Source organism: Clostridium cavendishii DSM 21758 (assembly GCF_900141845.1).
Taxonomy (GTDB): domain Bacteria; phylum Bacillota; class Clostridia; order Clostridiales; family Clostridiaceae; genus Clostridium_AG; species Clostridium_AG cavendishii.
In genome coordinates, this window is the sequence record NZ_FQZB01000011.1 from 119,251 (window position 1) to 141,074 (window position 21,824).

At 26.9% G+C, this 21,824-nt stretch carries 14 protein-coding genes, 2 pseudogenes and 1 other annotated feature; of the genes and pseudogenes, 2 read left to right on the forward strand and 14 right to left on the reverse strand.

Features of this window, described 5'->3' with window-relative positions; translation table 11 throughout:
* Positions 1-78 precede the first annotated feature (78 nt).
* Positions 79-987 carry a D-alanine--D-alanine ligase gene (locus tag BUB01_RS13320; RefSeq protein ID WP_072988606.1) on the forward strand — a complete coding sequence of 303 codons (909 nt, stop codon included), beginning with the start codon at positions 79-81 and terminating at the stop codon, positions 985-987.
* Between the two features lie 111 nt (positions 988-1,098).
* On the opposite strand, the gene BUB01_RS13325 is transcribed toward BUB01_RS13320, so the two are convergent.
* On the reverse strand, positions 1,099-3,414 hold the full coding sequence (locus BUB01_RS13325) for a sensor histidine kinase (RefSeq protein ID WP_072988610.1): 2,316 nt from the start codon (positions 3,412-3,414) through the stop codon (positions 1,099-1,101).
* A 13-nt stretch (positions 3,415-3,427) separates the two neighbouring features.
* Positions 3,428-5,815: an ATP-binding protein gene (locus BUB01_RS13330; protein WP_072988613.1), complete on the reverse strand. Its 2,388-nt coding sequence runs from the start codon at positions 5,813-5,815 to the stop codon at positions 3,428-3,430.
* A 410-nt stretch (positions 5,816-6,225) separates the two neighbouring features.
* On the opposite strand from BUB01_RS13330, the gene BUB01_RS13335 reads away from it, so the two are divergent.
* Positions 6,226-7,098: a DMT family transporter gene (locus BUB01_RS13335; RefSeq protein ID WP_072988615.1), complete on the forward strand. Its 873-nt coding sequence runs from the start codon at positions 6,226-6,228 to the stop codon at positions 7,096-7,098.
* 158 nt (positions 7,099-7,256) lie between these two features.
* Here the strand turns inward: BUB01_RS13335 and nth are convergent, their stop codons facing one another.
* From nth to BUB01_RS23980, 12 genes and pseudogenes are all read right to left on the reverse strand, one after another.
* Positions 7,257-7,898, reverse strand: coding sequence for an endonuclease III (gene nth, locus BUB01_RS13340; RefSeq protein ID WP_072988619.1), 642 nt, complete (start codon positions 7,896-7,898; stop codon positions 7,257-7,259).
* Positions 7,882-8,904 carry a tRNA epoxyqueuosine(34) reductase QueG gene (queG, locus tag BUB01_RS13345; RefSeq protein ID WP_072988622.1) on the reverse strand — a complete coding sequence of 341 codons (1,023 nt, stop codon included), beginning with the start codon at positions 8,902-8,904 and terminating at the stop codon, positions 7,882-7,884. The genes nth and queG overlap by 17 nt, the downstream gene beginning before the upstream one ends.
* Before the next feature lie 16 nt (positions 8,905-8,920).
* Positions 8,921-9,505: a serine O-acetyltransferase EpsC gene (epsC, locus tag BUB01_RS13350; RefSeq protein ID WP_072988625.1), complete on the reverse strand. Its 585-nt coding sequence runs from the start codon at positions 9,503-9,505 to the stop codon at positions 8,921-8,923.
* A 19-nt stretch (positions 9,506-9,524) separates the two neighbouring features.
* Entirely contained in the window at positions 9,525-10,433 is a 909-nt protein-coding gene (gene cysK, locus BUB01_RS13355; protein ID WP_072988628.1) for a cysteine synthase A, read from the reverse strand.
* Between the two features lie 89 nt (positions 10,434-10,522).
* Positions 10,523-10,772: a binding site (T-box leader), on the reverse strand.
* A gap of 158 nt (positions 10,773-10,930) precedes the next feature.
* Complete coding sequence (locus BUB01_RS13365; RefSeq protein ID WP_072988636.1) at positions 10,931-11,263, reverse strand: SDR family NAD(P)-dependent oxidoreductase; 333 nt, start codon at positions 11,261-11,263, stop codon at positions 10,931-10,933.
* Between the two features lie 120 nt (positions 11,264-11,383).
* Positions 11,384-11,491, reverse strand: a pseudogene (locus tag BUB01_RS22935) (IS1595 family transposase); the annotation flags it as partial.
* Positions 11,492-11,624: 133 nt separating this feature from the next.
* Positions 11,625-13,067, reverse strand: coding sequence for an ABC transporter substrate-binding protein (locus tag BUB01_RS13375; RefSeq protein WP_072988639.1), 1,443 nt, complete (start codon positions 13,065-13,067; stop codon positions 11,625-11,627).
* 198 nt (positions 13,068-13,265) lie between these two features.
* Positions 13,266-16,394 carry an alpha-mannosidase gene (locus BUB01_RS13380; protein ID WP_072988643.1) on the reverse strand — a complete coding sequence of 1,043 codons (3,129 nt, stop codon included), beginning with the start codon at positions 16,392-16,394 and terminating at the stop codon, positions 13,266-13,268.
* 100 nt (positions 16,395-16,494) lie between these two features.
* Positions 16,495-17,439, reverse strand: a complete 945-nt coding sequence (locus BUB01_RS13385; RefSeq protein ID WP_072988647.1) for a carbohydrate ABC transporter permease — start codon at positions 17,437-17,439, stop codon at positions 16,495-16,497.
* An 11-nt stretch (positions 17,440-17,450) separates the two neighbouring features.
* A complete protein-coding gene (locus BUB01_RS13390) occupies positions 17,451-18,380 on the reverse strand; it encodes an ABC transporter permease (RefSeq protein ID WP_072988650.1) in 930 nt (309 codons plus the stop codon).
* A 2,347-nt stretch (positions 18,381-20,727) separates the two neighbouring features.
* Positions 20,728-21,249 (reverse strand): antiterminator LoaP, encoded by a 522-nt coding sequence (gene loaP, locus BUB01_RS13395; protein ID WP_072988653.1) that lies wholly within the window; start codon positions 21,247-21,249, stop codon positions 20,728-20,730.
* A 386-nt stretch (positions 21,250-21,635) separates the two neighbouring features.
* Positions 21,636-21,761, reverse strand: a pseudogene (locus tag BUB01_RS23980) (IS3 family transposase); the annotation flags it as partial.
* Positions 21,762-21,824 lie beyond the last annotated feature (63 nt).

A 21,824-nucleotide genomic window follows, 5' to 3' on the forward strand; every position in this document is an offset into this window, starting at 1 on the left:
TCATACTGCATGTCTTTATAATAAAATAATTAAATGATATAATAATTAAGGTTCATTAAAAATATGGAGGTTTTATAAATGAAAATTGGAGTTTTAATGGGTGGTATTTCCTCTGAAAGAGATATATCTCTTTTAAGTGGTAAAACTATAGTAGAAAATATAGATAGACAAAAATATGATGTTGTAGAAATTGTGATAGACAAAAAAGAGGATATTATAGAAAAAGTTAAAGGAATAGATTTTGCTTTACTTGCCCTTCATGGAAAATTTGGAGAGGATGGTACTGTTCAATCTGTTCTTCAAACATTAAATATTCCTTATTCTGGCTGTGGTCCTCTAAGTAGTGCTCTTTGCATGGATAAGGATATGACAAAAAAAATACTTCTTGCTAATAACATAAGAACAGCTAGATGGCTTAATGTTTGCTCTATATCTGAAATTGATTATAATAGGCTAGATGAAATAGGTTATCCTGTTTTTGTAAAACCAACTAGTGGTGGTTCTTCTGTAGCAACTACTTTTGTATCAAAAAAAGAAGACATAGAAGCTGCTGTTTTAGAAGCTTTAAAATGGGATACTGAAGTTATGATTGAAGAATATATAAAAGGTGATGAAATAACTTGTCCTGTATTCGAAAATAAAATGTTCCCTGTAATAGCTATAAAACCTAAAGCTGAATTCTTTGATTTTGCTTCTAAATATGAAGAAGGTGGTTCTGCTGAGTTTATAGTAGAACTTGAAGAAAATCTACACAAAGAAGTAGAGGCTATGGCCCTTGCCACATATAAAGCTTTAAAATGTAGTGTATATGCTAGGGTTGATATGATAGTTAAAGCTGGTGTTCCTTATATTTTAGAAGTTAATACTCTTCCTGGTATGACTAAGAATAGTCTTATTCCTAAAAGTGCTGCTGGGCTTAATATAAACTATAGTCAATTATTAGATTTAATAATTGAAACTTCCTTAAAATGTTCTCAAAATAAATAACAAGCATATTGAATCTAACATAATCAATTATAAAAAGTTGAGAATTGAAAGTTAGTTTAAAGAGTGGTTTATTTACCACTCAAATTTCTACACTCTCAATTCTCAACTTTTTTATTTATATATATCAGAAAATTCTATATTTATTCTTTGAATATTAGCTTCTTGCCTATTTTCTAAATAAATTTCATTAATAGGTAATAATTTTTCTGGGATTGGTATTGATACAAAAAATTCTGTACCTTTATTTTTAAAACTTTCAACCCTAATATCTCCATCTTGAAGTTCTACTAATGATTTTACTAAAGCTAATCCTATACCACTACCTTCATTTTCCTTAATTACATTTTCACCAGCTTGCCTAAATCTATCAAATATTAAATTTAATTTATCACTTGATATACCTATACCATTATCCTTTATAGATATTACAACTTTATTATTTTCTATAAATATTCTTACTAATATATTTCCACCAGTTTCAGTAAATTTTATGGCATTCGATAACAAATTTAATATTATCCGCTCCATTTTATCTGGATCACAATTTATAAATATTTCTTCTTCAGTAGTATCAAATATTATTTCTATACCTTTAGTCTGAGCATATGTAACTACAGACATTGTTATATCCTCTACTATTTTAACAATATCATAAGCTCCCATATTCATAGTTAAATATCCTGAATCTATTTTAGTTATATCTATTAAATTATTTATAAGCCTTAATAATCTATAACAATTTTGTTTTATTATATACGTATATTTTTTATAATGCCCATCTCTATTATTAATATCTGTTTTCATATACAAATCCATAGCTTGAATTCCTGAAAATATAACATTAACAGGTGTTTTTAACTCGTGTGAAACATTAACAAACATTTCATTTCTAAGCTTTTCATCTATTAACCTATCCTCTTCAGCATTACATTCTCTAGCTAAAAGTACTACATATTGTACTTCCCCATTATTCTTTACTGGATTCATAGTATAATTAAATCTTATCTTTTTATTCTTTTTATAAACATTACATCCTGATACTCTTTTTACTTTTTGTTTTACTACAATATCTATATCTTCTAAAACCCTTTTAAAATCTTTCTCATCAACATTGTGTGTTATTGGTACATATTTATAAAACTCCATAGTTCCACCAAAAGTATCTAAATAAGATTTAGATACATACTTTATTCTTCCTTCAATATCTAATATACATATTATATCCGTAATTCCATCTTTGAGAATATTAAATATTTTTTCTGTATATACATAACCTTTTCTACTTTCTATAAGTTCACTTACATCTTTTAATAAAAATCCATAACCATCATTATCATTAATTTTATAAATAGACGCTTTAAAACTTTTATTATTTTTTGGTATTATATCTACATCCCCTTGCCAAACACCATATCTTTCTACAACTTTCAAATTACTATTTAATACCTTTCGAATTCCCATTTCAGTTATTATACTTTTAATTTCCTTTAATCCATCTTTATAATTTTCATCTATGAATTTTTTAAAGCTACTATTTATATAAACTATATCTTTATTTTTATCAAATATTATAATATATCCATTTACCTTATTAGCTAAATCCTCAAATTTCTTCAAATCATTTTCCATCTTTTCGCATTCATATTTAGTAGCATTCATTTCAATTCCACTTTTTATAATATAAATTAAAAATGCTATTATTGGAACGATACTTATCATTATTTGAAATATATTGGCTATTAATATATCACTACCCTCTTTTCCTAAAGAAAATATAAAATATAATTTTCGTGATAACCTCATAGTCAATACAACTAGAAATGCTATTAAAAAAATGTCTTCATGTTTCATAGCTTCATCAAATAAAAAATATAAAGCTACTATACTTATGACCACATTTGTCAACGTTATAGCTATAATATTTATCGTTGAATTTTGAAGTATAAATTTAAAACTAATATTCATATCTACAAAATACAATAAAACAGAAAAAATACTTGTTATCAGATACATTAACCAAATTCTTTTAAATTTCCTTCTCGATGTATATAGTAAAATTATAATTAGAACTGAAAAAGTACTTACTATATTATTAGAATCACACATATAAAGAATATGATTAGAATTTCTTTCAAAATCATTAGTAAAATAATTAGTAAGCAACTTACAAATACATAATATAAATGTTATTACATAATTAAGCCCTAAAGCTAATATACAATTTTCTTTTTTATGATACAAATAGTAAACCGTAATTATACCAATTGATACTCCACCAAATATAAGCTCACATAAATTTTTACTAATAAAAAATGCCCTTGGTATACTAAAAGTTTTGTCTATTAATATAGGCATAAGTGATATTGAAAATATTAACATATACATTAGTAAACTCTTTGTCTTATTTCTTTCATTTATAATATTCATAGTTTAATTCTCCTTAATAAAGCTCATAAATATCAGAAAATTCTACTGAAATCCTGTCTATATTAGGTTTATATAATTCATAATTAACATTTTCATCATCTGTTTCTTCTGTTATTATATCTGGTAGAAGTATAGTAATCTTGGTACCATTAGGTCTTTCTTCATCTAAATATATTTTCCCATTATGAAGTTCAACTAATGATTTAACCAATGCAAGTCCTATTCCACTACCTTCTTGTCCTCTTTTTAAAGATTTATCAGCTTGGACAAATCTTTCAAAAACAGTTTTTCGTTTATCTATTGGTATTCCTTTACCATTATCGGTTACATTTATCTCTACAAAACCTTTTTTATAGCTTATATTAACATATATTTTTCCACCAATATCTGTAAACTTAATTGAATTTGACAATAAGTTCAATATTATTCTTTCTATTTTATCTGGATCACATTTTATAATTCTCTCTTCGAATTCAGTATCAAAAATCATTTCTATATTTTTAACTTCAACATAAGGAATTACTGATAATGTTATATCTTCAACAATCTTTACAATATCATAATTTCCAAAATCAAATTTCATGAAGCCAGAATCTATTTTTGTTATATCTATCAAATTATTAACAAGCCTTAACATTCTAAAACAGTTCTGTTTAATGGTCTTCTCATATTTATCATAATATTCACTTAATGAATCCTTACTACCTTTATGATAATCTAAAAGCTGAATACATGAATAAATTATGTTAATCGGAGTCCTTAACTCATGAGATAAATTAGCAAAAAACTCTCCTCTTATTTTTTCATATTCTTTAGCTTCATTTACTTCTACTTTAAGCTTCTCCATTTCATTTCTATAACTTATGTCCCTAGAAATTATAACCTTACCTATTATTGTACCATCTTCCCTCTTAAGTAAATTACTAACAGATTCTACCCATACATACTTCCCACTTTTGGTTCGAATTCTATGTTCTGTTATAACAGTATCATTATCTTCATAATCCCCCAAAACCTTTCTTACACTTGTTACATCTAAAGGATGTACTAAAGAAAACCAGTTATAACCTATAAGCTCTGTATAATCATAGCCGAGTATTTTAGTAATAGACGGACTCAAATACTGTATTTTCCCTATTTTGTCAGTACTTGATATCAAATCCTTTATATTTGAATTTATTGTTCTCATTTTTTCTTCACTTATTTTTAATTTGTTAGATATTATATGTTCTTTTGAAATATTTCTATACATAATGCAATATTTTTTATTATTTTTCTCATCCTCTATGCACTGAACATTGGCATTTATAAATTGTATTTTTTCCCAATTAAATTCTATAACATCACTCCAAAAACAGCTTTTTTGCAATGAATTTTTTATATTACTTAACAACTCTTCATTTTTTACATACTTTCTAAAATCAATATTTTTTATTGGAATATCCTTTAAATCTATATTAAAATCTTTTCTTGCTATCTTATTAGCATAAATCAAATCTTTATTAGTATAAATTACCACGCCATTATCTCTATTATCTTCTGTTAAAGAATAGAAAGTTTTCAACTCTTTCTCTAACTTCTCATTTTTAAATATTTTAAATGTTAAATCAAAACCCAATCCTATAAGAGGCAATACAAATGCCAAAAAATAAAATATAGTTCCTATGAATATTAAAATAGTATTTTGTGGAGTGGCAACAAATCCATATATACTTTTTATTAAAATTAAAGAAACACTATTAATTATTAAAGAATATATTATTTGGTTTTTTGTAAGTCCGATATAAAAAAGTAATATACAAGCTACTACGTATAATATAAAAATCAAAACACAAAAAGTAAGCTTCACTTGTTCTGATACTTGATTAAACGTTGGAATTAACAATTCTATCTCCAAAAGACTTGTTATTACTACTGTAACTGTAACTAAGAATATTATTATTTTTCTATGTACTTTTTTAATTTTTATATTTTTTTCGCTCACATAGCATGCAATTATTAATAAAATTCCTCTTAAAATTGTATTTAATATAAACGGTTCTCTTAATCCACTTCTATTTATTAATTGAATAAATTCTTCTTCCTTTACAACAAAAAAATATAAATGAATAATATTCTCTATAAACAAACAGTAATAAAATATTGCTATCAAAAATATTCCTGTCTCTTTAGAACCATAATAATATATTCCAAGTGTAATAGTAGTTAAAAATACCATAAAACAGTTTATATTTCTTATAGTACTTATTATATTTCTATCTATCTTTAAATTAATCTCGTTCAATTTAATCAATGCCAAAACCGAGCAAATAAAAAATGTAATTCCTATTACTAATATGTTTTTTAAATATTTTTTTATAATTTGTTCTTGATCTAAATTATCAATAATATTCTCTATCATAAATCATCACCTTTTCAGCCTAAATGTCATCCATTATTATATTGTACTATTTTTTTACATTTATTTGTTTAATAAATTATCGCAATTTTTGCAATTAGTTTTTAACTTAATCTTAACTTTCATTGATTAATTAAATTAAATTTATATTTTCATATTTCTCTCTTAAATATTTAGTAGTTTAAAATCGTTTTATGTTTTTTTAGGTAAAAAAATAACTTATAAAAAACTACCTTATATAAACCTTTTTATTCCAGAAACAAGCCAAAATTGGTTAAAATTTTATACATATTAGTATTAAATTTACTTATATGATTAAAAATACCTTTTTGGTTCCCTTGACCAAATATAAAAATATGCATAAAATATAGAGAGTGTATTGATAATCATTTTCCATTGGAAAGGAGGATTTTATGAATAATAAAAAGAAAGGTATATTATTAATAATAATATCTGCTTTTGGTTTTGCAGTTATGGGAGTATTTGTAAAATTAGCTGGAGATATACCTGCAGTAGAAAAAAGTTTTTTTAGAAACATTGTAAGTTTATTAGTTGCATTCTATTTAATACTAAAAAATAAAGGTTCGCTTTGGGGTAAAAAAGAAAATAGGAATGCTTTATTTTGGCGTTCAGCCCTTGGCACCTTGGGCATAGTAGGAAATTATTATTCTATAGATAAACTTCTAATTTCTGATGCTGCAATGCTTAATAAGCTTAGTCCATTTTTTGTTATAATATTTTCTTATTTATTTTTAAAAGAAGAAATCAAACCTATACATCTTGTAGCTTTATTTACAGCATTTTTAGGAAGTTTCTTTATTATAAAGCCAAGCTTTAATTCTGAACTTTTTCCAGCATTAATAGGTTTTTCTTCTGCTGCCTTTGCTGGAGGCGCTTACACTATTGTCAGATATTTAGGTAATAGAGAAAAAGGATATACAATAATATTTTTCTTTTCATTATTTTCAATAATATCTACGCTACCTTTTGTTATTTTTAGCTTTAAAAGCTTTAGCCTTATTGAATTTGCATATATGATGGGAGCTGGTGCATTTGCTTCTCTATCTCAATTTGCACTAACAGAAGCCTATAGATTTGCACCATCTACTGAAATATCTATATATGACTATAGTCAAATAATATTCACAGCAATTCTAGGTTTTATACTATGGGGCGCACTACCAGATTACCTTTCAATAATTGGTTATGTACTTATACTAGTAGCATCATTAGGAATATTTATTAAAAATAACGAGAAAAAAGTAAAGACAGGTAAAAGTATTTAAAATATTTAAAGCTATATCAAAACCATTTTTCAGCAGAATAAAAACTTAAAACATAAACCAAAGCAGGCTATTGGTATCTTTAATTTTACCAATAGCCTTATGTTTTCTTATTAATTTAACAGTACAATAATATTACTTTGTTATTTATCTTAACAATATTACTTTTTTAAAACAGTATTTTTCTTGTTATAAGTACATAAATCACTTATTACACATTCATAACATTTAGGATTTCTGGCGGAGCAACATCTTCTTCCATGAAATATTATTAAATGATGCGCCAGACTCCATTCTTTTTTGGGAAGCTCTTTTTGAAGTTGCATTTCTACCTCATATACATCTTCTGAATTTGCTAAACCTATTCTATTTGAAACTCTAAAAACATGAGTATCTACAGCTATAGATGGTACATTAAATGCATTTGATAATACTACATTTGCAGTTTTTCTTCCTGCTCCTGCAAGTGACATTATTTCTTCCATAGTTCTTGGAACTTCTCCATTAAACTTTTCTTTTAATTGGTTACACATCATAAGTAAATTTTTAGCCTTACTTTTATAAAGTCCTATAGTTCTTATTTTTTCTTCTAGCTCCTCTTGAGTAAGCTTTAAAAACTCATCTAAAGTACCATATTCTTTAAAAAGTGTTTCTGTAACCTCATTTACCTTTTTATCTGTAGTTTGTGCTGAAAGAATAGTTGCTACTAGGAGTTGAAAAGGAGTTTCATGATTTAGCTCACACTTTGCATCTGGATATTCCAACTTTAAAGCTTCTAAAACCTTTTTAGTTTTTTGTTTCATTATTTTTTTCACTCCCTTCTTTTTCTTTTGCTAATTTATCTTTATATTTCATTATATACTCTGAAGAAAACTTATACTTTGAAATATCCTTATTTTCAAAATTAGCTTTTCTTATAAGTGCATTTCTTATTATAACATTCTTACCACGCCAACCACAGGAAGTTAATTTAAAAGTTTCCTTAAAGTCACCGTTAGTTAACTCTAGTATTTTTTCTGTATTAGTTATATTCATAAACTCTAATGGTTTAAATTCATCTAAATTGGAATACTTTATATCTTTATTTTTAGGACAACTTATCTGACAAGTATCACATCCAAATATCCTACCATTCATTAAATTTAAAAATTTATCCTCTATATCTTTTTTCTGAGTTATATAAGACATACATATGTTAGGATTTTTTTTATTTCTATTTATAGACTTTGTAGGACATGTATTATAACACTCTTCACATATATCACATTCTGCAAATTTTTTTATATCCTCAAAATTTCTGTTAGTAGAGTTTTCTATTTCTAAATCAGTTATAATTTCGCCCAAAAATACATAAGACCCGTACTTCTCAGTTATAATTAGATTATTCTTTCCTATAAATCCTATTCCACATAAATATGCTATATATCTTTCAGGTAATGTATTTGAATCTACAAAACATTTTGCCTCTCCACCTAATTCTTCTATTAAACTGCAAATTTTCTGCAAATAACTATTTACCACATAGTGATAATCTTTTCCTCTAGTATATAAAGAAAATCCATCTATATTCTGTGATTCTTCATAGAGATAAGGGAAAGCTATAGAAATTATAGTCTTTCCCTTACTCATATAATGATTTGGATTTATTCTCTTTTCTATGTCTTCTTCTTCAAACTCATTTTCTAATCCATAAATTTTTCTGTGTTCATAAAAATTTCTTAGCTCATCAAATCTTCTACATTTTGTGAATCCAACTAATTCTAAGCCAAGCAAATTGCAGTATGAAACTACTTTTCCCTTTAATTTCATAATAAATCTACCTTTTCTAAATAACCATATCGTTATAAATCTTTTTAGTTTTACCTCTAAAATCTCTTATCTCAATAATAACAGCTGAGGTCTTAATTTTATTTTCGGCTGGAATTCCAACTGCTGTAGCTTCCGCTGGTACGTCCTTTAGAACAACTGAGTTTGCTCCTATCTTAGCACCATTACCTATAACTATTGGCCCTAAAATTTTAGCACCAGCCCCTATTACAACGTTATTACCAACAGTAGGATGTCTTTTCCCTGTATCCTTACCAGTTCCACCTAAAGTAACCCCATGATAGATTACAACATCATCCCCAATTTCTGCTGTTTCTCCAATTACTACACCCATACCATGATCAATAAATAATCCTTTTCCTATTTTTGCACCTGGATGAATTTCTATACCTGTAAAAAATCTAGAAACTTGAGATATAAGTCTTGCTAAAAAGAATAATTTCATTTTATAGAATTTATGAGCTATTCTATAATCCCTTAATGCTCTTATTGTTGGATATAAAAATATCACCTCTACTACCGATCTAGCCGCAGGATCATTTTTAAATACACTTTTCACATCATAACGTAAATTTTTGAACACTTCTTATCACATCCTAAGTTTATTCATATAGGCCCATTGAGAAATACTTTTCTCCACCATCTGGTGCAATTACCAAAACCTTCTTACCTTTTCCAAGCTTTTTAGCAGTTTCTATTCCTGCATATAGCGCAGCACCAGAAGATATCCCTATTAGTACTCCTTCATGCTTTGCATAATCCCTAGCAGTACTAAATGCATTCTCATCACTTACCTGAATAACCTCATTTACAACATCAGCATTATAAATTTCAGGTATAAAACCTGCTCCTATTCCTTGTATTTTATGTGGTCCTGGTTGACCTCCTGATAATACTGGAGATTTTTCTGGTTCTACTGCTATTATATGAATGTCACCTTTTGCTTCCTTTAATTTCTTACCTACTCCTGAAACTGTTCCGCCAGTTCCTGCCCCAGCTATAAAAGCATCTAAATCTGGAATATCCTTTATTATTTCTTCTGCTGTTGTTTCATAATGCTTTTCTGGGTTTGCTATATTTAAGAATTGCTGTGGCATAAAATATCCATGCTCATTAACAAGTTCTTCTGCCTTTGCTATAGCACCTTTCATACCCTTAGCTCCTTCAGTTAAAACAAGTTCTGCCCCATAAGCCTTTAAAGCATCTCTTCTTTCCTTACTCATAGTTTCTGGCATTGTTATAACAACTCTATATCCCTTAAGTCTTCCTACCATTGCTATACCTATCCCCATATTACCGCTTGTTGGTTCAACTATAGTATCTCCAGCCTTTAATACACCTAATTTTTCAGCCTTTTCTATCATTCCTAAAGCAGCCCTGTCCTTTACACTTCCACCTGGATTAAACTTTTCAAGTTTTACATAAAGTTCAGCTGAATTTTCATCAACTAATCCATTTACCTTCACAATTGGTGTGTTTCCTATTAATTCTAATACATTTTTGAATAACATACTAAATTCCTCCATTTTCAACATATAAATATTTTTGATATTTTAAACTTTTATAAATATTTTTAAATATAAAAAAAACCTCATCTCTCAATAGAGACGAAGTTACTTCGCGGTCCCACTCTAATTTGGATGTTAAACATCCACACTTAAAACTAAAAGCACAAACATGCCTTCTCGCTATAACAGGCGAATCCTGAATAACTCTACTTGTGTTTATATTACACGTTCGAATTTTTGCTCCAAAGCGCACTTCACACAAATTCTACATAGAAGCCTCCCAGCAATAGCTTCCTCTCTGAAATGTTCCTTCATGTTACTTTACTTTTTCCTAGCATTTAATTCTTACTAATTTGATATGATTTGTCTTAATTTAATTATATGCTTTTTGAATAAAAAGTCAACTAATTTTTTTGTTAATTTTTCAAAATATTTTTTCTGTTTTTTATTAATTTTTTAGGCTATGTTTTAATATAATTTTGTTATTATCCACATCAATACTACTGACAACTTGATATATTTAATGGTATAGGTTGTTTTCCATCTATATCTTTATAACCATAATCTAATGCAACTTGGGCCGCTATTTGTTTTGTTCCACTCTTTTTCAATACATTTAAATCAGTTGCTAAAGCGGATATTGCCAATCCAATAAATTCTGTTGATTCAGAATTAGATAAGTCAAAAAATTCTGCTGACTTCATTACTGACTCAGTTCTTACAAGTCCTGGATAAATAGTCACAACACTAATATTATGTTCTTTGAGTTCATGTGCCATTGTCTCAGTCATTCTATTGGTTGCTGACTTTGCCATACCATAAGCAACGCCCATGTCACAACTTTTCCGTTTAAATCAAACATGGTATTTCTCCTTTTATACAATACTATTGTTAATTAGATTATAGTTCTATATATTACTTATTATAATATTGTTTATAAGATACTCCATATATTATACATATATTGGCTCTCTATTTTTTAAATATTTTACTTTGATATATGAATGTGTCACATTACTTTGAACCATAAATTTTTTAGACTTTATGGTTTCTTTATCTGTAGTTATTTCTAATTTGTGTGGAGAAGTTTATTAATTTTCGGTGACTTGGCGTTAGCCACGGAACAAGAAAATTAATAAACTTCTCCCATAGCTTAAAAAGGCCTTAGAAGCTTTAGCTTCTAAGGCACATTTGTTATTTTTTAGTTTTTTTCCATTCATCCATTTGTTTTTGCATTTCTGCTTTAATTTTATCAATACCTGTAGCTTTTAGTTTATCATTTAATTTTGGAAGATATTCAGATGGTTCTACTGAACCTGAGTAAATAGCTGGACCAAATTCATCTAATACATTTTTTAAACCTGCTATTTCTGTACTAACTGGATCAGAATTAAATTTAAATCCAAGAGCTGGAGATGGTTTTGATTCATCATTAAATTTCTTGAATTCATCCCATTTTGTATCTGGTTCATTATCAAGTGTATAAGTTATGAATAAATTACCTAATGCAAAGTAAGGCACCGAATAATTTTTTTGTTCTGGAGTAATCTTTATCTTATTATCCGCAACTTTAGTATAGTGAGTACCTTCTATACCATAGTTAACTAAATTTCTTAATTTCTTATCTGTATTTAATAAATTCAAGAATTTTTTAGCTTGTTCTGGATGTTTTGAATTTTTATTTATAGCTTGCATAGATCCTGTTGTTGATAAGTTAGTTACATATACATCCATAATTGGAGATGAAACTACTGGATATCTCAAATCTTTTGACCACATTACATCAGCATAAGGTTGACCATCAGCCTTTGTTACAAATCTCTTAATTGTTCTATCATCTTTAGCTGTTGCTGCATCTTTATTTATATATCCAGCTTTATAGTATTTTCTCATAGTGTCTAAGTTATCTTTCATCTCTTTAGTGTCAAAAATATTTTCAATTTTTAGATCATTGTTTTGTAAACTTACACCTATTAACTTTTCTATTAATGGATCAAAAGTTGCGGGTGCTGCATAATCTTTTATTATATAAAATGGTACTACATCTGGTTCTTTCTCTTTTATAATTTTTAACCATGGTTCTAAATCTTGAAGTGTGTGTATATCTTTATATGGTATATTGTACTTATCTACATATTCCTTTGTAAACACCCATGATGGTGCTATACCTAATTCTTTATTTGTTGGAACAGCATAAGTTTTTCCATCAATTTTAGCTCCATCCCAGAATCTCTTATCTATAGCTTCGTAAGTATCTTTTAATTCATTTTTAAACGCATCATCTAATTCTAAGAAAGCTCCCTTTCTAGCATTTTGTAAATAATCATTTGCCCAAGAGCAGGTAAATGCTATATCATAATCTTCACCAGAGTTTGTTAAGACTTGCATCTTCTTTGTATAATCACCCCAGTCTATTGATTTAATAGTTACTGTTGCGCCTATTTTTTCTTTTGTGTACTTATTTATTTCCTCTTGAACTTTTTCAGTATCCTTTTGAGGTTGACCGATAGTGTACCAAGTAAGATTTACTACTTCATCTTTCTTGTCGCTTGATGCTGATTTACCACATCCTATGATCGCGCCACTTATCATTACTGTACCTAAAATTAATGCCGTAATCTTTTTAAACTTTAACATAATTTTACCCCCTAGCTAATTTTTATATCGTTTACATTATTAATTATAGAAAATTTTTTTATCATTTAATAGTGTATAAATTTTAGTTTCATTGTGTAAATTATATATTTATATTTTAAAACTTAAATTCCTTAATAAAAGGTTAAGAACTCCTTTAAGCTTCTTCTTAAAGGAGTCCTATACACATTACTAAATTTATTATTTTAGTTTCAATTTAAATGTTAAAATTTCAAATGGTTTAATTTCAAAATTAACCTTATTTCCCATTGGTACTAAATCTCTTATATGTCTTTCTAATAAGTTACATTCTTCAATCTTCTCAATGTCTTTAAACATTTCAAGTGTAACATTTGTTCTCTTATTATGGAATTCATACATTCTTATTACTAACTCAGAGCCTTCTTCTGCCTTTTTAATAACCTCAATCATTACATTATTTTTATCTACTTTAGCAAATGAATTTATATTATTTAATTCTCCCCTATGAGCTTCTTCTACCTTTGTATATAAAGGTACATTTAACTCATATGACATTTGTGCAGTATTTGCTTCTTGCCAATTTCCTTTGTGAGGATATAGTGAATAAGTAAAGTAATGTTCTTCTTGGTCTGTTGTAGGATTTGGTTCTATACCACTCTTTATTAATGTAAGTCTCATTAGACCATCTTTTATATCATGTCCATACTTACAATTATTCATAAGTGATACTCCAAAGTCTCCTTCAGAAATATCTGCCCATTTTTGTCCACATACTTCAAATCTAGCAGTATCCCAACTTGTATTATGATGTGTAGGTCTCTTAACATTTCCGTATTGTATTTCATAAGTAGCTTCACTTGCATTTATATCTATAGGGAATGCAGCCTTTAATAATATTTGTGATTCTTTCCAATCTACATAGGTATTAAAATCCACTCTTGGAATATCTTTATAAACATGTACTTTTTGTATTATCTTAGAATCTAAGAAGGTTCTTGTTATTTCTAATGTACTTCTTACTGCTCCATTTTCAATAACTTTAATATTTTCTACATTATCTACTTCCCACATTTTTTCATCAAAATAGATATCTATATCCCAGTTATCAAAATTCATAGGTTTATCTTCAAATGCTTGTAGTACATTTAATACTTCACCTTGTTTATTAACTTGTCTATTATTTATCTTATCAAATAGAGCTATTATATGACCTTTTTCATCAAATTCCATACTGAAGAATTTATTCTCAGCTTGCTTTTCATTTAATAATACAACATCAGTAGTTTCACTATCAGCTTTAACTAATCTAAATGTTTTATATCCATTTGCAGGAACCCCTTTGGCTAAGAAAATAGCTTTGTTATCTCCTATCTTCTGACAAACCATTTCTTCTCCATCTTCATTAATTACCATTACATTTTCCATATCTTCTGGAATATTAAATTCAGCTATATCATCTCTTTCAAAACCTAAAGAGTTAAATACTACGATTGATCTATCTTCTGTATTAATCTTACTTGAGATATGCTCCATAGCTTCGCTAAGCATATTGTTTCCATTTGCTATAATTTCTTTATATTCTTCCTTAGTTACATCATACACTTCCTTAATTGACGAGCCAGGTAATATATCATGGAATTGATTTAAAAGTATATTTTCCCAACCTTTATTAAATCTTTCATAAGGATAATTCTTTCCTAAAAGCATTGCTAAAGAATTAAATTTTTCTGCTGATTCATATATATTTTCACTTAATCTATTATCCCTCTTATTTCTAGCCATAGATGTATAAGTTCCTCTATGATATTCTAGATATAATTCTCCAACCCACTTAGGAAGTCTCTTATTGTTTCCAACTGTCTTTTCAAGTTTCTTAAAATAGTCTAAAGAATTTCCCATTTTAACTTTTGGACATCCTGGTATCCCTTTAGCTAATCTTTTTCCTGTTTCAAGCATTTCATAAGTAGCTCCACCGCCACCATCTCCCCATCCAAAGGAAACTAATACATCATTATTTATATCTTTTTGTTGATATCTATCCCAAGCTCCTTTTATAGATCCTGGATGTATAAATCCGTTATAAGTTGTAAAATGTGATTTTTCATCTTGGTTTGGATCTTTAGTCGTTATAAAATGAGTTAATATTTCTGTTCCATCTATACCTCTCCACATAAATGTATCATACGGCATTTTATTAAATTGATTCCATGCAATCTTTGTAGTCATGAAATAATCAACATCTGATTTTTTTAATATTTGTGGAAGAGCTGCTGAATATCCAAATACGTCTGGAAGCCAAAGCACCTTACTTTCTACATCAAATTCATCCTTAAAGAATTTCTTTCCATGTATTATTTGTCTAACTAAAGATTCTCCAGAAGTTACATTACAATCAGCTTCAAGCCACATAGCACCTTCCGCTTCCCAAGTACCTTCCTTTACTTTATCCTTAACCTTCTTATAAACATCAGGATAATCTTCCTTTAAGAATTTATAAAGTTGTGGTTGAGAAGACATAAATATATATTCAGGATACTCATCCATAAGCTTAAGCACTGTTGAGAAACTTCTTGCAACCTTTTCTCTTGTCTGAGCAACAGTCCAATGCCAAGCTACATCTATATGAGTATGTCCAACACAAGTAGCTACTGTATCTTCATGTCCACATAATTTCCCATAAAACTCTTCTTCTAAGAATTCATTTGCTTTCTTAACACTTTCATTGTACTCTTTTGAAAAAGGTTTTCTTAAATCAAGAATATTTATAGCATCATTTAATACAGTTAGCATATCTATTCTTCTCTTATCATCTGGATCTAACTTCATACAAGTCCATATCGGAACTTGAAGATTAAAATATAATGCTCTTGTATCTAAATCTATAGTAACAAGTTCTCCATTTAAAGTAGCCTTCTTATCATGTAGCATACCAGCATAAGCATGCAAATCTATATTATATTTAAGACCACCTTTTCCTTCATGTGTTAATATAACTTCTCTATGATTTATGTCTAATCCTTGTATATGTTCTCCATTTACATATAGGATAAATTGTGGATTAATTGCATCCCAACCTTCTTCAAATGTGTAAAAGTTTAATGCTACAACCTTTCCTTCAAAGTTTTCAGGCACTTCTACATCTGTTTTGAACCAACAATGATAGTCTCTACCACCCCATAAATCACCAGTATTAAACTCTTTCCACTCACCTTGAGCTTTTTCTATTTCCTCCATGCCAAGGTAATTTCCCTCTATCATTCTATACTTTGATATTGCTACCCTATCTGTATATACATATTCCTTTAATTCATCACAAATTTTTTGTATTCTTTCTAATGCATAAATCATTTTAAAATTTCTCCTTTATATATTATAATTTAATATAATTTTTTATTAATTTAAATTATTAATTTTTGAGATCTTCTTTAGTTATATAAAAAAATATACTCTATTCTTTTACTGCTCCTATAGTTAATCCATTTACAAAGTACTTTTGGAAAAATGGATATGCAAACACTATAGGTACTGTAGTTATTACAACCATTGCCATCTTTGCACTTTCTTTAGGTAAATTTCTAAATGCTTCTACTCCCGCAACTCCAAGCTTAGTAGCATTATTAACCAAGAATTCCATAGAACTTTCAATTCTTATTAATAAATATTGAAGAGGAAGTAATGAATCTTTATCTATATAAAGCATTGCATTAAACCAATCATTCCAATATCCAAGGGTTAAAAATAGCCCTATTGTTGCTATTCCTGGAAGAGATATTGGTAAAACTATTTGAAAGAATGTTCTAAGTTCTGAAGCTCCATCAATTTTAGCTGATTCTATTATGGCATCAGGCACTGAAGTTTTAAAAAATGTTCTCAATATTATAATGTAAAAAGAATTCATACATATAGGAAGTATTAATCCCCATATACTATTCTTAAGTCCTAAAAACTGAGTATTAACTAAATAACTTGAAACTAACCCACCTGAAAATAACATTGGTATAAATATCACCATAGTAAAGAACTTCTTATATGCAAAAGTCTTTCTTGAAAGGGCATAAGCATAAGTTGATATAAGTATTAAGCCTATTATTGTTCCTAATATTGTAACAAGTATTGTAACTCCACAAGATCTTATTACTTGGTCAGTTGACTCAAATAAATACTTATATGCACCAAAACTCCATTGTTCTGGGACAAAGCTGTAACCATTTTTATTTAATGCAGATTCCGCTGTAAGTGAAATGATAACTACAAATATAAATGGTATTATGCTTAACGCCGCCAATATTGCTAAAATCAAGTTTATAACAGCATTACTTCTCTTACTTATCTGAAAACATTTATTATTTATATTCAATTCTTTTTCTTTTTTTAATTCTTTAAATTTAAACATTTTGTCACCTCCTAGAATAATGCATTTTCATTATCTATTTTCTTAACTACAAAGTTTGATATCATTATTAGTATAAATCCAACTACTGATTGATATAATGCTGCTGCAGAACTCATACCTACCTCACCCATTGACATAAGTCCTCTATATACATAAGTATCAATAACATTTGTTACTGGATATAAAGCCCCTGAATCTTTTGGTAGTTGATAGAATAGTCCAAAATCAGCATTGAATATCTTACCTACTGCAAGAATAAATAATATTGTTATTACAGGCTTTAATAATGGTAAAGTAATATATTTTATTTGTTGCCATTTTGTTGCACCATCTATCATTGCAGCTTCATAATAACTCTTATCTATACCACATATTGATGCTAAATAAACTACTGTATTATATCCTATTCCTTTCCATTGACTCATTATTATTATTATTAGCGGCCAATACTTAATTTCTGAATACCATGATACCTTCTCATGTCCAAAATGTACTAACATACTATTTATAAGTCCTTTTTCTGGACTTAAAAAACTAAATAAACAATAAGATACAACTACCCATGATAAGAAGTATGGTAAAAACATTGCACTTTGATAAAATTTTGCAAGTTTTTTATTTAATAATTCGTTAACCATAATAGCTACAAAAACTGGCAATACTATCCCTAATATAATAAATATACTATTATAAACAACTGTATTTTTTGTAATTATCCAAGCATCTGAACTTTTAAATAAAAACTTAAAATTATCAAAACCAACCCAATCAGATTTAATTAAACTATCAAAAAAGTTACTTCCTGCAATTCTAAATTTCTTAAAAGCAATTATAACTCCAAACATTGGTAAATAAGCAAAAAGAAAAAACCATATAGTTCCTGGCATAGCCAAAAATAATAATTCCTTATTTAATTTTAACCTTTGTATTATCTTCTTCATTTCAATCCCCCCATGTTAACGATTTCTTTATTAAACTATATCATAGAATCCTTTATACCTTAAAGTTGATAATATTTAGTTTTATTGTACTTATTTTAGTTTTATAAAATAATGAAGCAAATTTAGTAAGAAGCAAATTAGTCAACTAGGAGGTAAGAATTTTTTACTTATCTATCAGAACATTAATTCATAGTATTTATTATACAACTGTTCATTACTATTTAATTTATTACCTTGATACGTTAGTATATAATTTTTATATTACATAAAAAATAATTAATATATGAATGATTTAATTAAATAATTCTATAATGCTTTAGATAACAGCTTAGTTTATAGCAAATAATAAATGTATGGAAAAAGGTCTAATCCTATAGGAAGACATACAATACAAATAAAGACTCTACATGTCTTTACAATAAAACAACTATATGTATCAAATATTAAAATTAGATGCGTATAAACATCTATCCAAGTCTCAGATAGATGAGTTTATAAAAAAGAATAGGAATACATTGTTAGGAGAGCGATTTTTTATATATACAAAATTTATGAATAATTTGGAAACTCTTAAGTCAGAAAAAATGTTGTAATAATATACCAACTTTTCTTGATTTAGCTTGAAAAATAAATTCCGTGAATAGATTCCTTAGTGCAGCTAACGGATTAAAAGCTAGCCTATAAAAATAAAATGTTCTCTAAAATACAACGTTATATAGCCGGATTTCCTTTTGTAAAATGATCTATGAATAATTCCTTTCATCCTTCGATAAATAAATCTCAGATAAAGAATTTACGCTCCTTAAGATTTATAGAAAATATATTGTTTTATTGTACACTATTAGTATGTAAAACACATTTAGCTATCAGAATAGAAATAATAGCTACTACTACAATCATATTAGATATTAATTCAAGTTTTCTTTTAAACTTATTATAAAATTTATATTCAATAAGAATTTTTATATAATTCAATGCATTATTAAATACTACCGGAACAGTTAATGCTGATTATACAAAACAATGCATCTTTAAATACGAAAAAACATTTTTATTAATATGGTCAAATAATTAAATTTTTAACCATACTTGCCTTATACTGTGTCATAAAACGTTAAATAAATAGATATTGAATTTTCTATATTATTATTAATAAAACTAAGTGCTATATTAAACGTATCTATCACTAAACGGCTAAGATTAAAATACTTTTCAGTTAAGAAATAATAAAATCTATTTAAACAAACATTTCAATATTTTTTATAAATTTATCATATATAAGATTTATTAATCCAATCTCCTGCATATAGATTAGAGCTATAATAATAATTTTAAAGTTTCTAAAACTATTTTATAAAAAACTATCTTTATATGCAGAAAGATAGTTTTCTAATGTTTTAATAATTGGTTTATTTCTAATAGCAAAATACTCTCCTGTTACCTTTCTTATTTTGCAGCTATAATTAGTTCGTATAATATCTGAGCATTTGGTTCGTTGTATTTCATGAAATTTATTTTTAACTAAGTCACAAATAAGATATTTAGAAAAAACTATAACTACTATTCTTTTAAACGATTATAACAGAAAAATTTCAGATATAAATGAATTTTCTTCACTAAGATATAGAGCAAATATTATTACATTTTTTCTAAAATTATTTGAAATAACTAACTTTTAAGTAATTCGCCAAACTCATTTGTTATAGATATTATTTGGACTAACTCGAAAAAAACTAATAAGCCTATATATTTCAGTCTTGATTATAATATATCTAAAAAAACTAATTACTCGTCAAAATATATAGACGTTATAAAAAAATGTTCTTTCCATAACTCATATTTTTTTCCAGAAAGTTTTACAGTAATCAAATTTTAGTTTCACTATTATACTGTGACAGCCTATATTTTACATGATATTCCCAAAGATGTATTTAGATAATATGTAAATTCTTGGTATATATTTGAATATTAAAAATAATCAATATTATATTTATAACTATGTTAGATATTTAAAAGATATAAAAAAATATTTCTATAGTTTTTAGCTTTCATATAGATTTTTTTCAATAAGAAAATTGTTTAAAAACATTTTCTCTTTAGATATATCATTGAAAACCTTAAATACTTTAACGCAATGTAGTGCCCGATGAGCAATCAATCCTTTTTTCATAAATATTTATAACACTGTAGAAAATGGCGAATATTTTTAAAAATTTTACAGTTGTGTAATTTAGGAATCCCTTTAGTTATCTAACTATGAAATTATTTAAGCAGGAATGTACTATCGTAGCTTTAATTTAATATATACTATCAATGTAGAATTAAACTAAAAAATTAAATATTTAATTTATATTTTTTCTAAAATTTCTAATGCCACAATCATAACTCTAACATCGCCCATAAACTCCATTTCAATCCATGCTTGTCGTTTATGCCTATTTATTTTTTTTACTATACTTTCACATCCTTTAAGTGGACCATCTATTATATGTATTTCATCCTTACATTTAATACCTTTTGATATTCCAATACAATAATCATCATTACATAATCTCAATAATATATTTTTTTCATTTTCTCTCATTGCAATTTCCGTATCTGAATATTTTAATATTCGAATAATATCACTTGAAGCATATATAAATTTATTTATATTTTTAATAAATTCTATTTCTGTTATTTCAGACTCTATAAATACATATCCCGGAAATAATGGATTAATCTCTCTTTTGACAAATCCCGAAGTCTTAAAAAGTTTTTGTTTTGATGGTATAAAAGGTCTTAAGATTTCTTTATCTAACCAGTTCCTCAAAAGATTCATTACCTTGTTTTCTTTGCCTGATCTTACAAAAAGTATGTACCAGTTCATTGTTTATCCCTTCTTAAATTATATTTTTGTATATTACCATTTTCACTTATCAATAAATAGATTATACTACCTCAAAATTATACATTTCTTGCAAACTATTATTTAACTTATCTATTAATAAACAACAAGTAATTATGTTTTCATAAGTACATTAAAGATACTATATTTAGTTTTGGAGTTCTCTGAGTAAAACAAATAACTAAACTGCACAATTTTCTTTAAATTTCTTAGAAATGCATAGTCGTTATTTTCATTGATTATTTCCCCATAAATTTGAATATAATCAAGTTAATATTTGCAAATATTCCATCTTAAAGTCAATGTTCTAAAATTTAATATACCATCTTCAAGTTTGGGTAATAATCAATCTTATATTCTTCAGATAATTAATACTTTAAAGTTGAGTAAAACCTTTTAGAATTATGAAATATCTATATATATTCAACTACAACTATTCTATCTTCAGATTTAGTTTTAAACCACCTACCATATAGCTTATCCTTTTCCATGGATTATAAGAAATTAAGATAAGTCCAACTTTCATCTATAACTATACATGTTACATCTATTTAATG

What these genes read in the sequence shown, in the direction of transcription:
- BUB01_RS13320 (WP_072988606.1), top strand. Translation starts at nt 79, where the DNA reads ATGAAAATTGGAGTTTTAATGGGTGGTATTTCCTCTGAAAGAGATATA.
- BUB01_RS13325 (WP_072988610.1), bottom strand. Translation starts at nt 3,414, where the DNA reads ATGAATATTATAAATGAAAGAAATAAGACAAAGAGTTTACTAATGTAT.
- BUB01_RS13330 (WP_072988613.1), bottom strand. Translation starts at nt 5,815, where the DNA reads ATGATAGAGAATATTATTGATAATTTAGATCAAGAACAAATTATAAAA.
- BUB01_RS13335 (WP_072988615.1), top strand. Translation starts at nt 6,226, where the DNA reads ATGAATAATAAAAAGAAAGGTATATTATTAATAATAATATCTGCTTTT.
- nth (WP_072988619.1), bottom strand. Translation starts at nt 7,898, where the DNA reads ATGAAACAAAAAACTAAAAAGGTTTTAGAAGCTTTAAAGTTGGAATAT.
- queG (WP_072988622.1), bottom strand. Translation starts at nt 8,904, where the DNA reads ATGAAATTAAAGGGAAAAGTAGTTTCATACTGCAATTTGCTTGGCTTA.
- cysK (WP_072988628.1), bottom strand. Translation starts at nt 10,433, where the DNA reads ATGTTATTCAAAAATGTATTAGAATTAATAGGAAACACACCAATTGTG.
- BUB01_RS13365 (WP_072988636.1), bottom strand. Translation starts at nt 11,263, where the DNA reads ATGGGCGTTGCTTATGGTATGGCAAAGTCAGCAACCAATAGAATGACT.
- BUB01_RS13375 (WP_072988639.1), bottom strand. Translation starts at nt 13,067, where the DNA reads ATGTTAAAGTTTAAAAAGATTACGGCATTAATTTTAGGTACAGTAATG.
- BUB01_RS13380 (WP_072988643.1), bottom strand. Translation starts at nt 16,394, where the DNA reads ATGATTTATGCATTAGAAAGAATACAAAAAATTTGTGATGAATTAAAG.
- BUB01_RS13385 (WP_072988647.1), bottom strand. Translation starts at nt 17,439, where the DNA reads ATGTTTAAATTTAAAGAATTAAAAAAAGAAAAAGAATTGAATATAAAT.
- BUB01_RS13390 (WP_072988650.1), bottom strand. Translation starts at nt 18,380, where the DNA reads ATGAAGAAGATAATACAAAGGTTAAAATTAAATAAGGAATTATTATTT.
- loaP (WP_072988653.1), bottom strand. Translation starts at nt 21,249, where the DNA reads ATGAACTGGTACATACTTTTTGTAAGATCAGGCAAAGAAAACAAGGTA.